Source organism: Bradyrhizobium sp. USDA 372 (assembly GCF_053629095.1).
On record NZ_JBRJHR010000001.1, the window covers coordinates 1,462,091 to 1,476,052 of the forward strand.

Consider the following 13,962-nt stretch of genomic DNA (forward strand, 5'->3'; position numbering starts at 1 on the left):
GACGGCCGCGGATCGTCGCGGACCGCCGAGATTTGTTCGGGAGACGGGAATGGCCGTTGACGGCAACTGGAATCTGACCATGACGACGCCGATGGGCGAACAGCAGGCCACGCTGAGCCTGAAGGCTGCGGGCGGCACGCTCACGGGCACGCTTGGCGCGCAAGGCAACACCACCGAGATCTTCGACGGCACCGCCTCCGGCGACAACGTCTCCTGGAAGGCCTCGATCGACAAGCCGATGCCGCTCACCCTCGAATTCACCGGCACGGTCTCCGGCGACAGCATCAGCGGCGAGATGGGCATCGGGCCGATGGGCAGCTTCCCATTCACGGGCGCGCGGGCGTAACGCACGCTGCACTGATGCGCGCGCTCCGATTCATCGCGGCGATCGTCCTGTCTGTCGCAACACAGGCAGCGCGCGCGGATGACAGCGAACCGGCGTGGCGCGCAAGCGCGCTCGCTTTGGTGCCGGCGGGCTATGTTGCCGGCACCGCTTATCGAACCGAAGGCTCGACCGGCTATCTCGCGGTCTACCTGGCGACATCGAACGATCCGAAGACACCGGCAAGCGCCTTTGCGGCGCGCCAGGCTCTGGTCGTCACGCTGACGGCGGATGCGACGCGGGCAATTTCGGCCGAATTGAAGCCGCGCACCGAGCCGGAGCCCGACAACGACGACAGCGATTTCGCTAGGCTGCACGCCGAGCTGGCCGCCAAGCGCGCGACGCTCCCTGCTGGCACCGAGCCCTGCGATCTCGGCGCCTGGTCCATCGACAAGGACCCTGGCGGCCTCAACGTGCGCGCCGAGCCGTCGGTCAAGGCGCGCGTGCTCGGCACTTTGCCGCCGCCCTACCGGCTCAAGCTCGGCGGTGCCGAGAACACGCCCGAGGGCGGCTGGCTGACCGAATTCCGCATCATCGGCTTCAGGGACGGCTGGTTCCTGATCGAAGGCGCAACGCCGCCCGGCAAGGACTACGAGGACGAGAAGCGATATCCGCGCAGCGCGCCAAAGCCCTATGCCGGCCGCGGCTGGGTCGCCTCGAACAAGGTCGGCGCGGCCTACGCCAACGGCGCCACGCGCATGGGCGGGCTGTTTCAGGCGCCCTTCATCGATGCCAAATGGATGCCGGCCCAGCGCGAGCTCGGCGGCGAGATCGACACCGACGGCGGCCCGAAGCGCATCTTCGCCTGCAGCGGGCTCTGGGGCCTCGTCGAGAGCCACGACGGCGTCCGCGGCTGGTGGCGCGCGCTGTGCTCCAACCAGGTCACGAATTGCAGTTAGCGAGATAGAGCGAGCAAGCGCCACGCTCGTGTCCCGGACGCGGCGCAGCACGAAGTGATGCGACGCAGAGCCGGGACCCAAGCTCCACGATGGACCCCGGATCAGCAGCGCAGCATGTCATGCTCCGCAGCATCCGGGGAACACCGCCTCAGCCCAAATTCAACTCCTTGAAGAAGTCGTTGCCCTTGTCGTCGATGATGATGAACGCCGGGAAATCGACGACCTCGATGCGCCAGATCGCTTCCATGCCGAGCTCGGGATATTCGAGCACCTCGACCTTCTTGATGCAGTGCTCGGCGAGGTTCGCCGCGGCGCCGCCGATCGAGCCGAGATAGAAGCCGCCGTATTTCTTGCAGGCCTCGCGCACGGCCGGCGCCCGGTTGCCCTTGGCCACCATCACCATCGAGCCGCCGGCGGCCTGGAATTGGTCGACGAAGGAATCCATGCGGCCCGCAGTGGTCGGACCGAACGCGCCGGATGCGTAGCCCTCGGGCGTCTTGGCGGGACCGGCGTAATAGACCGGATGGTTCTTGAAGTAGTCCGGCAGCGGCTCGCCCTTCTCCAGCCGCTCGCGCAGCTTGGCATGCGCGCTGTCGCGCGCGACGATCATGGTGCCGGTCATCGAGACCCGCGTCTTGTTCGGATATTTCGAGAACGTCGCCAGAATGTCCTTCATCGGCTGGTTGAGGTCGATCTTGACCACCTCGCCGCCGAGCGACTGCTCGACCTGCGGCAGGTATTGCGCCGGGTTGTGCTCGAGCTCCTCGAGATAGACGCCGTCCTTGGTGATCTTGCCGAGCACCTGGCGGTCGGCCGAGCAAGACACGCCAAGCCCGATCGGGAGCGAAGCGCCGTGACGCGGCATGCGGATCACGCGCACGTCGTGGCAGAAGTATTTTCCGCCGAACTGCGCACCGACGCCGAGCGACTGCGTCATCTTTTGGATTTCCTTCTCCATCTCGACGTCGCGGAAGGCGTTGCCGTCAGGCGAGCCGTGCGTCGGCAACGCATCGAGATAGCGGGCGGAGGCAAGCTTCACTGTCTTCATGCACAGCTCGGCCGAGGTGCCGCCGATCACGATGGCGAGGTGATAGGGTGGGCACGCCGCGGTGCCGAGCGTCAGGATCTTCTCCTTCAGGAACGCGAGCAGCCGGTCCTTGGTCAGCACCGAGGGCGTGGCCTGGAACAGGAAGCTCTTGTTGGCGGAGCCACCGCCCTTGGCCATGAACATGAACTTGTAGGCGTCGTCACCCTCGGCGTAGATCTCGCACTGCGCCGGCATGTTGTTGGCGGTGTTCTTCTCCTCGTACATCGAGAGCGGCGCGACCTGCGAGTAGCGCAGATTGCGGCGCAGATACGCATCGCGCGCGCCTTCGGACAGCGCCGCCTCGTCGTCGCCGTCGGTGATGACGTTGCAGCCCTTCTTGCCCATGATGATCGCGGTGCCGGTGTCCTGGCACATCGGCAGCACGCCGCCGGCCGCGATATTGGCGTTCTTCAAGAAGTCCAGCGCGACGAACTTGTCGTTCGGGCTGGCCTCACTGTCTTCCAGGATCGCGCGGAGCTGCTTCAGATGGCCGGGGCGCAGATAATGGTTGATGTCGCCAAAGGCCGCCTCCGACAGCGCCCGCAGCGCCTCGCGCGACACCACCAGCATGTCCTTGCCGAGCACCTTCTCGACCCTGACGCCCTCGGACGAAATCTTCTTGTAGGGCGTCTCGTCCTTGCCCAGCGGGAACAGCGGGGTGTGCTTGTAGGGCGGAACGGGCTTGGACTGGTCGGGGAAGGCTGTCGGAGCGTTCATGGGGCAAATCTCGGGGTTTTGGGGCCCTGGCGGGCCTCTCAGCATAGAAGCGTTCTAAGCGCATTTTAGCCAGAAAAGAAAGGGAGCGGTGCGCATGGGAGGGGCAGATCCGGCACGGGAAGGCATTGGCGCAGCTCGTGGAAATGCCTCTGCCCACCCTTGCGATTCGCGTCGGCCGACGCTTGAATGCGCGCCCTAAGGGGCTTTTTATCATGACATTGAAACTGAACGTCCGCGGCGCGATCCTGGTCGCCGCCGCCATCACCGGCCTTGTGGCTCTCACCTCGCCCGCCCGCGCCGATCGCTGCGACGACAGCGCCAAGGAGCTGGCGAACCAGGTCGACCGTCTCAAGGTGAATTTCCGCGCCGCCAACGTCGTGTATCTCACGCACCCCGCGGCCAAGGAGCTGTCGGTCGGCTGCCGCGGCGACAAATATTCGATCGAGCTCTATGCCAAGGGTGATCGCAATCCGAAGCCGGAGTTCTATGCGCTGGTCGGATCGATGGCGGCGATCGTCTTCACCGTGACCAAGGATGACACCACGACGGGCGCGACGCGCTGCCTGAAGCGGATGGGCCTGCTCCGCGGCGACAAGGTCAGCATGCGCTACCGCCGGCTCAACATGGAATGCGCCCGCACCAAGACGGAAGCGTCGATCGCGATCACCCGCGGCAAGGACGAATAGGGGGCGAGCGCCTTCCGTTTCGCTGTCTCATCCGCGCGGTGCAAACCGAGACTACGAGGCCTTCCCCGTCATTGCGAGGAGCCCTTGCGACGAAGCAATCCAGATTGTCTCCGCGGAGAGATTTCTGGATTGCTTCGCTTCGCTCGCAATGACGAAGTACGTGGTGAGCTGCGTCGCGCCACGCATACGCGGCCTTCCCCCGCACCAATTCCCTCGCATTTTAACGATTGGCTTGAAGGAAATTTCGCTCCTCCCAGGGCAGGCTCGCTTGTTTCCATGTGTGAGGATTTGCGGATGAAGGTTTCCACCGTTGCGCCCCCGCCGATCGCGATCGTGGTTCCGAACTACGACACGACCAAGCCGCAGGACGATCAGACCAAGGTCAAGGACGAGGATCCGACCTTCAAGCCGCAGCCGCCGGCGCCGCTGCCGCCGGGTCAGGGCACGCGGATCGACCAGCTCGCCTGATCAGGCCTGCCAAAGCCGAAAGCGCCCGATCCGGTCGATCGGGCTTTTGGCGTGTCCGGCCGCATCTTTGCCGGATAGCCGGACCAGGATCGTGCGCCATTCACCCGGGACCTGCGCATGATCGCACGGCTGCTGTTGCAGAACACAGTGTTCGTCGTCGGCATGGGTGCGCTGCTGTTCGCGTGCGCCGGGACGCTGCATTGGCCATCGGCCTGGGCCTTCCTCGCCATCTCCGCCCTGCTCGGCCCGCTCTGCGGCTGGTGGCTCTACCGGACGGATCCGGCGCTGCTCGCGGAACGTCTGCGGCCGGTCCTGCAAAAGGATCAGCCCGCCGCCGACAAGATGTTCATGGTCCTCTTCATCGTCGCCATACTGGCCTGGCTTGCCGTGATGGGGCTCGACCGCCGCGTTCGATCCTCCGACATGCCGACCGTGTTGCAGGTGCTCGGCCTCGGGCTGTTCCTCGTTTCGACACTGTTCACCATGTGGGTCTTCCGCGAGAACTCGTTCGCCGCGCCCGTGGTGAAGCTGCAAGCCGAGCGCGCGCAGCACGTGATCTCGACCGGTCCCTACGCCTATGTCCGCCATCCCATGTATAGCGGCATGGTCCTGTTCTTCACCGGCGTGCCGTTGCTGCTCGGGTCGTGGTGGGGACTTGCGATGATGCCGCTGTTCATCGCCCTGTTCGCGATCCGCATCCCGATCGAGGAGCGCACGCTGCGCGAGGGCCTGCCGGGCTATACCGATTATGCGGCGCGGGTGCGCTATCGCCTCATCCCGGGCGTCTGGTGAACACGCCTCACATCCTGCACGAAACCGGCTATCGATCCAGCTCGCGATAGCGGCGGAAGATGCCCTGCTCGTTGAAGGGAATGCGGCGCTCGCTTGCAAGATACGCCTTGATGTTGGGCCGCGCAGCGATGCGGTCGTGCAGGCCGACGAGACCCGGGACATCGGCTTCGAACGACTTCATGCGTTTGGGAAAGGCATAACGCAGTCCCTCGACGATCTGGAACAGCGAGAGGTCGACATAGGTCGGGCGGCGACCGGTGACATAGGTGCCGCCGTTTGCGTCGAGAAGCTGCTCGAAATAGCCAAGATATTTCGGCACCCGCTCGCCCCAGAAATCGGCCGTGCGCTTCTTCGCCGGCGCCTTCTGGTCCTCATAATAGAGCGAAGGCCCGAGCGGATGATGGGTGTCGTGGATCTCGACGACCAAGTCCGTGATCGTGAGCTGAAGCTGGTGCACCCAGAGCCGGCCGGCTTCCATCTTCGGCGCGAGCCCATGACGGGTGCCGAGATAGAGCAGGATGTTGGCGGTCTGCCCGATGACGAGTTTGCCCGCTTTCAGGAACGGCGGTGCAAAGGGCGGTGTGCCCTTCTCTGCGTCCATCATCTTCATCATCGCAGCCACCCCGCGTGGACCGCGCGCGACGTCGACGTAAGCGGCGCCCGCCTCCTCCAGCGCCAGCCGCACATATTCGCCGCGGCCCTGGATCTCGGGCCAGTAGTAAAGCTCGTATGTCATGGGAGAGGTCCGTGAGCATGGAGGCGATCGGACCAATGTAGCATGCGGCTCAGGGTTCCGTCAGATTGGACGGAACGGCCGCGCCACATACGCCGTCATTGCGAGCGTAGCGAAGCAATCCAGAAATGCCTCTGCGGAGAGAGTCTGGATTGCTTCGTCGCAAGGGCTCCTCGCAATGACAGGTGGAAAGAGCTTCGCGCCCAAAACTCAATTCGCCGCGAAGCAGTACAGCAGCCCGTCGCCGCCGGTGCTCTTCAAATCGGCCTGCGAGCAGCCGCCGTCGGGACCGCGCGAGGGGTGAGAGCTGTTCCACGACTTCGAGGGCTCGTCGTCGCGCAGACCACGGCGATCGAAATGGCCGACCATTGCGGCGCCTTGCGTGCTCGATGTCCAATTCTTGCAGGTGCGATCGTCGGGCCCGGCAAACGCGGTGCCGTCCGGTTGCGATCCCGTGAGGATATCGTGCCGGTTCGGCTGGTCGCCGGAACCATTGATGACCTCACCCTTTTCGCTGAGCGCGGTCTGCTTGGTGAGATTGTTGGTCGCGCCGTGCAGCTCGGCGACGTCCTTGGCAATCACCGTGCCCTTGGCGTTCTGCCACGGTCCCTTGCCGATGCGATCCTTGGCGTTGATGGCCGGCTTGCCGTCGGCGGCCTGCGTCGAGAGATAGGCGCGCCAGGTCTTGGCGCCGGCGCCCGCGGTCTGAGCAAGCTTCTGGCATTGCGCATCGGCTCCATCGAGACCGCCGAGATCGGCGCCCTTGCCGGGCCCGTTGGAGGTCACGAAGAAGGTCATGTCGGCCGACTGCGCCCGCGCCGATGGGGCAGCAAGCAAGACCATGGCCAGCGCAACACTGGAAATCGTCATGGATTTGTCGATACGGATCATCCTGTCCTCCCAAAGTTGTTTTTGTTCGCCGCCTGACTTCAACCCGAGGCGCCCCCGCTTATTCCGATGCCGTGCTGCGAGAGGCCCCAAAAGAAAAGGGCGCCGTGCCGAAGCACGACGCCCTGGTTCCTCATCTCGTCCGCGATCAGTTGGTCTGCTGGATCGCCGACAATTCCCAGCCGGTGCCCGGCCGGCGGGCGAAGGTCCAGATCTCGGTTGCCTCACCCGGCTGCTCGCTGCCGGCGACGATTGCGCCGGTGTTGCGATCCACCGTCTTGTCGGTGAGCGCGAAGCGCAGCGCCACCGTGGCGTAGTCGGTCTCGCCTTCGCGCCAGGCTTCCGCGAGGTCGCCCTGCAACAGCTTCACGTTCGTGACCTTGTTGATCACGTTGCGGGTGCGGTTCTGGGCAAGGTCCTGCTCGAAATAGGAGACCATTTCCGGCGTCGCGAGGGTGTGCAGCTTGGCCACGTCCTCGTTCGACCAGGCGGCCTGGACCTCGCCGAGCAGCCGCTCGAACGCCTCGTAGTCATCCGGCTTGATCTCGAGCGGCGCATTGTTGGCGCCGAAGCCGAAGCCGCCGAGGCCGCCGCCAAGACCACCACCAAGGCCGCTGCGATAGTTCGTCTGCGGTCCGGGACCTGCGCCGGAATCAGCATTGGCGTAAGCCGCCCGCGGGGCGTGACGGCGCTGCCACCAGGACATTGCCAGCCGCACCACGAGGACCACCAGCGCGATCTGGATGATCAGGCCGAGGATCGAGGACAGTCCGCCGAGGCCGCCGAACAGGCCGCCACCGAACAGCATGCCGAGCAGGCCGGCGCCGAGGAAGCCGGCCGCAAGGCCGCCCATGAAGCCGCCGGCGCGGCCGAACAGGCCACCGCGCGCGGGCGCGGAAGCAGCCGAGTTCATGCCCGCACCCGGCTGGGTGTAGGTCCGGTTGAACTGCGAGGTGGAGCCCGGCGCGGTCGTGGTCGACGGCGGAGCCGAATAGGTGCGCGAGCCGCGCGAACCCGACGACATGCCGCCACCGACGCGCGCGTCGGCGGACGAGATCGCCAGCGCGGTCGGCAGCGCAAGCGCCAGCACGACGGCGATCGTCTTGAAGAGAGTGCGGGATCGTTGCGAGAAAGTCATGTGCGTTTCCCAAATCCCCGGCATGGGGACGTGCCCCTAAGATGGTCAGACTTCCCGAAAAGTGAAGCCGGTTTCGGAACCCATGGCTGCGGCCCTCAGTCGCGGGGATGTGGCAAAAGCCCATATTTGGCGGGGGTTTGGCCGAGGTACGCGGGGAACCGCGGTCGCCAGTTACCGGTGGGCTTGGGGCCGGGATTTCAGCTTTTTCCCGCGTCCGTTGCGAAGCGCAACTCTATCCACCGTCATTGCGAGGAGCCCTTGCGACGAAGCAATCTAGGATGGTTCCACGCACGCAGTCTGGATTGCTTCGCTTCGCTCGCAATGACGGAGAATGCGGGAACGGCGCAGCGCCGCTCGCCCCTCACCCCTGCTTCGTCATCGTCTCCTTCACCGCCGCCACCAGCTGGCTGAGCGTGAAGGGTTTCGGCAGGAAGTCGAACTGCTGCCCTTCAGGCAGGCTCTTCTCGAAGGCATCCTCGGCATAGCCGGAGACGAAGATGAACTTGATGTCGGGATTCTTCTCGCGCATGGCCTTGAGCAGCGTCGGGCCGTCCATCTCCGGCATGACGACGTCGGAGACGACGAGATCGATCGCGCCGCTCTGCTCGTCCAGCACCTCCATGGCCTCGACGCCGTTCTCGGCCTCGACCACGGTGTAGCCGCGTGAGCGCAGGCCGCGGGCATTGAGCGCGCGCAGGCCCTCCTCGTCCTCGACCAGCAGGATGGTGCCCTGCCCGGTGAGGTCGGTGCGCGGCTTCGCCTCTGCCGCCGCGGCGGGCGCGGGTTCCTTGGCGGCGCCGCCCGTCGCGCTGGCCACAGCTGGCTGCTCGACCTGCACCTCGGCCTCGGCGTGGTGGCGCGGCAGGAAGATGTGGAACGAGGTGCCCTGCCCCGGCTCGGAATCGACGTAGATGAAGCCGCCGGTCTGCTTGACGATGCCGTAGACGGTGGAGAGCCCGAGGCCAGTGCCCTTGCCGACCTCTTTCGTCGAGAAGAACGGCTCAAAAATCTTGTCGCGGATGTCGGCGGGGATGCCGGTGCCGGTGTCGGCGACCTCGATCCGAACATAATCCGCAGCGGGCATGCCCTTGTAGGCGAGCTTGCCCGCGTCCTCGGTGGTGACGTTGGCGGTGCGGATGATCAGCTTGCCGCCGTCGGGCATGGCGTCGCGCGCGTTCACCGCGAGATTGACGATCACTTGCTCGAACTGGGAGACGTCGACCTTCACCGGCCAGAGGTCGCGCCCGTGGACGAGGTCGAGCTTGACCTTCTCGCCGATCAGCCGCCGCAGCAGCATGGTGAGATCGCTCAAAGCGTCGCCGAGATCGAGCACCTGCGGCCGCAGCGTCTGCCGCCGCGAGAACGCCAACAGCTGCCGCACCAGGGTGGCGGCGCGCGTTGCGTTCTGCTTGATCTGCATGATGTCCTGGAACGACGGGTCGGTCGGCTTGTGCGCGTTCAGCAGGAAGTCGTTCGCCATCATGATGGCGGACAGCACGTTGTTGAAGTCGTGGGCGATGCCGCCGGCGAGCTGGCCCACCGTCTCCATCTTCTGCGACTGGTTGATCTGGTTCTCCAGCGCGCGCCGCTCGGTGGTCTCGAGCATGTGCACGATGGCGGCTTCCGCCTCCGTCTCGGCCGAATCGACCGGCGTCACGAAGAATTGGCCCCAGCGTTCCTTGGTTCCCTCCAGCGCCACCTCGACCGGCGCGATGTCGGCCTTGCCTTCGGCGGCCTGGTTGATGGCCGCGATCAGGAGGTGCCGGTCGCGCGAATTGATCGCGCGGAAGATCGACTTGGAGGAGGTGTCCAGCCCGAGCGCCTGACTAAGCTTGGCGTAGCGGGCATTGGCACGCACCACATTGCCGGCGCGGTCGACGGTCGCGATCGCCATCGGCGTGTGGTCGAAGAAGCGCATGAAGCGCACTTCGGCGGCACGGTCGGGGTCGCTGCGCTCGTCGCGGGCGCGGCTGATCACGAGCGTGCGCGAGGGCCCCGGCGCGCCGTCGGCGCCGAAGGCGAGCTTGTGATAGAGCCGCACGGGCATGGTCTTGCCGGTGCGCATGCGCAGGTCGATGTCGAAGACCTCGGTCTTCACCTCGCCCGGGACCGCCACGATCGAGGTCAAGAGCGAAGCGCCGTCGCCGGAGACGATGTCGGTGAGCTTCAGGCCGCCCGAGCCGATCTCGGCGAGGTCGTAGTCGAGCCAGTTCGCCAGCGTCGCGTTGACATAGGCGAGTTCGCCGGCCGGATTGACCGAGAAGAAGCCGCAAGGCGCGTGATCGAGATATTCGATCGCGTGCTGGAGCTCCTGGAACACGTCCTCCTGGCGCTCGCGGTCGCGCGTGATATCGGCGATCGACCACACCGCGTATTTCGCCTCGCGCTTGCCGGTGCCGAGCGGGCGCACCCGCATGCGCAGCCAGCGGCCCTGGCTGCCGTCATGGCCGGAGATGCGCACTTCTTCCTGCTGCCGCTTGCCCTCGCGGGCGGCCTTGAGCAGCCGGAACACGGCTTCCGAGACGTCGGGGTTGCCGATGAAGACGCGCTCGACGGGGCGGACGTCCTGCGGGCCGCTGGCGCCGGTCAGCGTCAAATAGGCGGCATTGGAGTAGACCACGTGTCCGCGCGCGTCGGTGACCGCAAGGCCGTCGAAGGCGTGATCGGAGATGCGGCCGATGATGGGATCGTCGAGACTGCGGTCGGCAAAGCGGATGATGCCGGCGGCGAAGGCGAACAGGTTGAACAGGCCGACCATCGCCAGCACGGCGAGGATGCCGAGGATGTAGGGCTGCGCCTGCGCGCGCCCGAGCGTCATCAGCCCGACGGCCACGGCGACGAGGCCGGCGGCCACCAGCAGCACCAGCGCAATGCTGCCCGAGCGCGGCGAGGGCTCGTGCGCCGCAACGGGCTCGCGTGTGAGGTCGTGGTCGGTCTCGGCGGTCATCTCAAGCTGGCGCGGCCTGTCGGCAGAGAATCAACGCGCCACGGGGCGCATGGGGTCCTCCCTGCCTGAATCGGACCCTGAGGTGCAAGGGCAGCAGCGGCGAAAGGTACGCTGATTCCCAGATTACGGCCATTTCCGGTACTTTTCGGGCATCCTACCCCCGTCCGGCGCCAAATCCCCGCTTCAGGCGCATGACGTAGCCGATGACCTCGGCGACGGCGTGATAGTGCTCGGTCGGGATTTCCTGGTCGATGTCGACGGTGGCGTAGAGCGCGCGGGCCAGCGGCACGTTCTCCACGATCGGGATGTCGTGCTCGCGGGCGATCTCCCGGATCTTGAAGGCGAGGTTGTCGACGCCCTTGGCGACGCAGATCGGCGCGGTCATGCCGCGCTCGTAGGACAGCGCCACCGAATAGTGGGTCGGGTTGGTGATGATCACGGAGGCCTTGGGAACCGCCGCCATCATGCGCTTCTTGGCGCGCTGCTGCCGCAGCTGCCTGATCTTGCCCTTGATGTGCGGGTCGCCTTCGGACTGCTTGAACTCTTCCTTGATCTCCTGGAGCGACATCTTCTGCCGCTGGAACCAGCTGCGGTACTGGAAGAAGTAGTCGGCGATGGCGACGATCGCGAGTGCGGCGACCACCGCGCCGAGCAGATGGATCGTCATGCTGGTGCTGGCGCCGAGCATGGCGGCCGGATCGAGCCTGACCATCGCCTCCATGCGATGCCGCTCCGGCCACAGGATCATGGTCATGACCACGCCAAGCACCACCAGCTTGCCGATGCCTTTGAGAAAATTGGCCGCCGCCTGCTTGCCGAAGATGCGCTTGAAGCCTGCCCCGGGCGAGATCTTGCTGAACTTGGGTGTCAGGGATTCGGTCGACCACACCAGGCGGTGCTGCAGCATGTTGCCGGCAATCGCGGCCAGCATCAGCATCAAGAGGGGCACACCGATCGCTGCAAGCACGGCGAATTCGATCTGCTGCATCAGCGCGAGCAGAGCCTTGCCGTCGGTCTTGATCATCCAGGAATTGGCGAGCAGGTTGCGCATCGGCGTCAGCAGCCCGCCGCCGACCGAGCCCGAGAAGGTCGAGACCACGAGCGTGCCGCCCGCCATCATGAACCAGGTGTTGATCTCCTGGCTCTTGGCGACGTCGCCGCGTTGAAGCGCATCGTCGAGACGCTTTTGCGTCGGGTCTTCTGTTTGACTTTCGGGATCGTTGTCTTCCGCCATCGATCACCTACTTCAGCGGCATCATCTGGTGCATGACACCGATGAAGTAGTCGAGATAGGTGCCCATCATCGCGGTGAGCACCACGGCGAGCACCAGGAAGCCCGCGAAGATCGACAGCGGAACGCCGACGAAATAGACCTGCATCTGCGGCATCAGCCGCGCCAGGATACCCAGCCCGATGTTGAAGACGAGGCCGAACACCAGGAACGGCCCGGAGAGCTGCAAGCCGAGGCGGAAGGCGGCGGCGAAGGCGCGCGTCGCGAGCGAAGCGATGTCGCCGCTCGACACGGTCTCGCCCGGCGAGAAGATCGTGTAGCTGTCGTTCAGCGCCGCGATCACCAGATGGTGGCTGTCGGTGGCGAACAGCAGCGTCACGCCCAGCATGGTCAGGAAGTTGCCGACCAGCACGCCCTGCTGTCCCTGCGTCGGATCGACCGAGGTGACGAAGCCGAGCCCCATCTGCTGCGCGATCACGGATCCCGCGACCTGGAGCGCCGACAGCGTCACGCGCGCGGTCGCGCCCAAGACGATGCCGATCGCGATCTCATGCAGCATCAAGACCAGCAGCGGCGCCAGCGAGCCCATGTCGACCTGGTAGGCATTGCGATGCAGCGGCAGGATGATCAGCGTGAGCAGCAACGCGATCGACAGCTTGATCCGTGTCGGAATGTTGGTCTCGCCGAGCCCCGGCAGCAGCATCACCATCGCGCCGACCCGGGCGAAGGCGAGCATGAAGGAAGCGGCGAGCGCCGGCAGCAGCGAGACGTCGATGCGCATAGTTCACGCATTGTGCCTCAGCCGCCGATGATTCGCGACGAGATCCGCAGCATGTGGGCGTGGAGCGAGTCGGCCATGAATGGCAGCGCCAACAGCATCGTAGCGAAGATAGCCAGGATCTTCGGCACGTAGATCAGCGTCTGCTCCTGGATCTGCGTCAGGGCCTGGAACAGCGACACGATGACGCCGACCACGAGGCCGACCACCATCAGCGGCGACGACACGATCACGATGGTCCAGATCGCATCACGCGCGACGTCGAGGGTCTCGGGTCCGGTCATTTCAAACTTTCCTTGTTCATTTCCACCTTCCCACCGCTGCTCCGAGCGATGCGAAGACCCCTCCCCCGTCATTGCGAGCGAAGCGAAGCAATCCAGGCTGCCGCCGCGGAGAGATTCTGGATTGCTTCGCTTCGCTCGCAATGACGATTGGGACGAGCGCCAGCGCAAAAAATCAGATCGGCATCTTCATGATGTCTTCATACGCCGCGATGACGCGGTCGCGGACCGAGACCAGCGTGGACACCGCGACGTCGGTGTCGGCGACCGCCGTGACCACGTCCATCACGTTGGCCTTGCCGGCGGCCATTGCCACCGTCTGCGCGTCGGACTTGCGGCCGGATTCCATGACGCTGCCGACGGCGTCCTTCAGCAGCGCGGCGAAGGATTGCCCGTTCGGTTCGCTGCCCTTGCCGGCGCCGCTGTTCTCCAGCACGCGGGCGAGATTGGCGTAGGCGTTGGCGGCGATTGTCGGTGATGCCATGGCTCAAATGTCCTGTTCAGCTCTTGAGGATGTCGAGCGTGCGCTGGATCATCCGGCGCGTCGCACTGATGATGTTGAGATTGGCCTCATAGGACCGCTGCGCGTCGCGCATGTCGGTCATCTCGACCACCGAGTTCACGTTGGGATATTTGACGTTGCCACTCGCATCCGCAGCCGGATTGTTCGGCTCGTATCTGACGCGGAAGGCGGACTGGTCGGGCTTGATCCTACCGAGGGTGACGACCTGCGCGTCGAGCGTGCGGTCGAGCGCGGAGGAGAAGGTCGGCACCTTGCGCCGGTAGGGATCGCCGCCGGCGGTCTGCGCCGTCGAATCCGCATTCGCGATGTTCTCCGAGATCACCCGCATGCGCCCGGCCTGCGCGCGCAGGCCCGAGGTCGCGATCGCCATGGAGCGGGCGAAGTCGCTGCTGTCATTTGCCATGATCCGCCT

Annotated in this window: 15 protein-coding genes; 5 read left to right on the forward strand and 10 right to left on the reverse strand. The window is 65.4% G+C overall.

All coding sequences use genetic code 11. From position 1 onward, the window contains the following. Window positions 1–49: 49 nt before the first annotated feature. Window positions 50–346, forward strand: coding sequence for a hypothetical protein (locus tag AB7M16_RS07280; protein ID WP_131871360.1), 297 nt, complete (start codon window positions 50–52; stop codon window positions 344–346). Window positions 347–360: 14 nt separating this feature from the next. After that, complete coding sequence (locus AB7M16_RS07285; protein ID WP_453943502.1) at window positions 361–1,281, forward strand: SH3 domain-containing protein; 921 nt, start codon at window positions 361–363, stop codon at window positions 1,279–1,281. A 148-nt stretch (window positions 1,282–1,429) separates the two neighbouring features. On the opposite strand, the gene AB7M16_RS07290 is transcribed toward AB7M16_RS07285, so the two are convergent. Continuing rightward, the gene (locus AB7M16_RS07290; RefSeq protein ID WP_453943503.1) at window positions 1,430–3,085 is read right to left on the reverse strand and encodes a fumarate hydratase; all 1,656 of its coding nucleotides are present in this window, start codon (window positions 3,083–3,085) and stop codon (window positions 1,430–1,432) included. A gap of 212 nt (window positions 3,086–3,297) precedes the next feature. Here AB7M16_RS07290 and AB7M16_RS07295 point away from each other — a divergent pair, with 212 nt between their 5' ends. The 3 genes from AB7M16_RS07295 to AB7M16_RS07305 all read left to right on the forward strand — a co-directional run bounded on the left by AB7M16_RS07295 (window position 3,298) and on the right by AB7M16_RS07305 (window position 5,031). Further along, window positions 3,298–3,771, forward strand: coding sequence for a hypothetical protein (locus tag AB7M16_RS07295; RefSeq protein WP_439366649.1), 474 nt, complete (start codon window positions 3,298–3,300; stop codon window positions 3,769–3,771). Window positions 3,772–4,065: 294 nt separating this feature from the next. Then, a complete protein-coding gene (locus AB7M16_RS07300) occupies window positions 4,066–4,239 on the forward strand; it encodes a hypothetical protein (protein WP_172782896.1) in 174 nt (57 codons plus the stop codon). A gap of 117 nt (window positions 4,240–4,356) precedes the next feature. Then, window positions 4,357–5,031, forward strand: a complete 675-nt coding sequence (locus AB7M16_RS07305) for a methyltransferase family protein (RefSeq protein WP_453943504.1) — start codon at window positions 4,357–4,359, stop codon at window positions 5,029–5,031. 28 nt (window positions 5,032–5,059) lie between these two features. Here AB7M16_RS07305 and AB7M16_RS07310 read toward each other — a convergent pair whose 3' ends face one another. The 9 genes from AB7M16_RS07310 to flgC all read right to left on the reverse strand — a co-directional run bounded on the left by AB7M16_RS07310 (window position 5,060) and on the right by flgC (window position 13,953). Continuing rightward, entirely contained in the window at window positions 5,060–5,767 is a 708-nt protein-coding gene (locus AB7M16_RS07310; RefSeq protein ID WP_453943505.1) for a glutathione S-transferase, read from the reverse strand. Between the two features lie 207 nt (window positions 5,768–5,974). Then, entirely contained in the window at window positions 5,975–6,655 is a 681-nt protein-coding gene (locus tag AB7M16_RS07315) for a lectin (protein ID WP_453943506.1), read from the reverse strand. Between the two features lie 145 nt (window positions 6,656–6,800). Next, the gene (locus AB7M16_RS07320) at window positions 6,801–7,814 is read right to left on the reverse strand and encodes a Tim44 domain-containing protein (RefSeq protein WP_453943507.1); all 1,014 of its coding nucleotides are present in this window, start codon (window positions 7,812–7,814) and stop codon (window positions 6,801–6,803) included. Window positions 7,815–8,151: 337 nt separating this feature from the next. After that, window positions 8,152–10,737, reverse strand: coding sequence for a cell cycle histidine kinase CckA (cckA, locus tag AB7M16_RS07325; RefSeq protein ID WP_453943508.1), 2,586 nt, complete (start codon window positions 10,735–10,737; stop codon window positions 8,152–8,154). Between the two features lie 154 nt (window positions 10,738–10,891). Beyond that, window positions 10,892–11,971: a flagellar biosynthesis protein FlhB gene (gene flhB / locus AB7M16_RS07330; protein ID WP_212257969.1), complete on the reverse strand. Its 1,080-nt coding sequence runs from the start codon at window positions 11,969–11,971 to the stop codon at window positions 10,892–10,894. Between the two features lie 7 nt (window positions 11,972–11,978). After that, entirely contained in the window at window positions 11,979–12,749 is a 771-nt protein-coding gene (fliR, locus tag AB7M16_RS07335; RefSeq protein WP_212257968.1) for a flagellar biosynthetic protein FliR, read from the reverse strand. A gap of 17 nt (window positions 12,750–12,766) precedes the next feature. Next, window positions 12,767–13,030: a flagellar biosynthesis protein FliQ gene (gene fliQ, locus AB7M16_RS07340; protein WP_011088555.1), complete on the reverse strand. Its 264-nt coding sequence runs from the start codon at window positions 13,028–13,030 to the stop codon at window positions 12,767–12,769. Between the two features lie 172 nt (window positions 13,031–13,202). After that, window positions 13,203–13,511 (reverse strand): flagellar hook-basal body complex protein FliE, encoded by a 309-nt coding sequence (gene fliE, locus AB7M16_RS07345; RefSeq protein ID WP_172782888.1) that lies wholly within the window; start codon window positions 13,509–13,511, stop codon window positions 13,203–13,205. Between the two features lie 16 nt (window positions 13,512–13,527). Beyond that, entirely contained in the window at window positions 13,528–13,953 is a 426-nt protein-coding gene (gene flgC, locus AB7M16_RS07350; RefSeq protein WP_036013073.1) for a flagellar basal body rod protein FlgC, read from the reverse strand. Window positions 13,954–13,962 lie beyond the last annotated feature (9 nt).

Excerpts from the sequence above, each read along its gene's own strand:
- flhB (WP_212257969.1), bottom strand. The coding sequence starts at position 11,971 with ATGGCGGAAGACAACGATCCCGAAAGTCAAACAGAAGACCCGACGCAA.
- AB7M16_RS07305 (WP_453943504.1), top strand. The coding sequence starts at position 4,357 with ATGATCGCACGGCTGCTGTTGCAGAACACAGTGTTCGTCGTCGGCATG.
- AB7M16_RS07285 (WP_453943502.1), top strand. The coding sequence starts at position 361 with ATGCGCGCGCTCCGATTCATCGCGGCGATCGTCCTGTCTGTCGCAACA.
- AB7M16_RS07295 (WP_439366649.1), top strand. The coding sequence starts at position 3,298 with ATGACATTGAAACTGAACGTCCGCGGCGCGATCCTGGTCGCCGCCGCC.
- AB7M16_RS07300 (WP_172782896.1), top strand. The coding sequence starts at position 4,066 with ATGAAGGTTTCCACCGTTGCGCCCCCGCCGATCGCGATCGTGGTTCCG.
- fliE (WP_172782888.1), bottom strand. The coding sequence starts at position 13,511 with ATGGCATCACCGACAATCGCCGCCAACGCCTACGCCAATCTCGCCCGC.
- flgC (WP_036013073.1), bottom strand. The coding sequence starts at position 13,953 with ATGGCAAATGACAGCAGCGACTTCGCCCGCTCCATGGCGATCGCGACC.
- fliQ (WP_011088555.1), bottom strand. The coding sequence starts at position 13,030 with ATGACCGGACCCGAGACCCTCGACGTCGCGCGTGATGCGATCTGGACC.
- AB7M16_RS07315 (WP_453943506.1), bottom strand. The coding sequence starts at position 6,655 with ATGATCCGTATCGACAAATCCATGACGATTTCCAGTGTTGCGCTGGCC.
- cckA (WP_453943508.1), bottom strand. The coding sequence starts at position 10,737 with ATGACCGCCGAGACCGACCACGACCTCACACGCGAGCCCGTTGCGGCG.
- AB7M16_RS07320 (WP_453943507.1), bottom strand. The coding sequence starts at position 7,814 with ATGCCGGGGATTTGGGAAACGCACATGACTTTCTCGCAACGATCCCGC.
- AB7M16_RS07310 (WP_453943505.1), bottom strand. The coding sequence starts at position 5,767 with ATGACATACGAGCTTTACTACTGGCCCGAGATCCAGGGCCGCGGCGAA.
- fliR (WP_212257968.1), bottom strand. The coding sequence starts at position 12,749 with ATGCGCATCGACGTCTCGCTGCTGCCGGCGCTCGCCGCTTCCTTCATG.
- AB7M16_RS07280 (WP_131871360.1), top strand. The coding sequence starts at position 50 with ATGGCCGTTGACGGCAACTGGAATCTGACCATGACGACGCCGATGGGC.
- AB7M16_RS07290 (WP_453943503.1), bottom strand. The coding sequence starts at position 3,085 with ATGAACGCTCCGACAGCCTTCCCCGACCAGTCCAAGCCCGTTCCGCCC.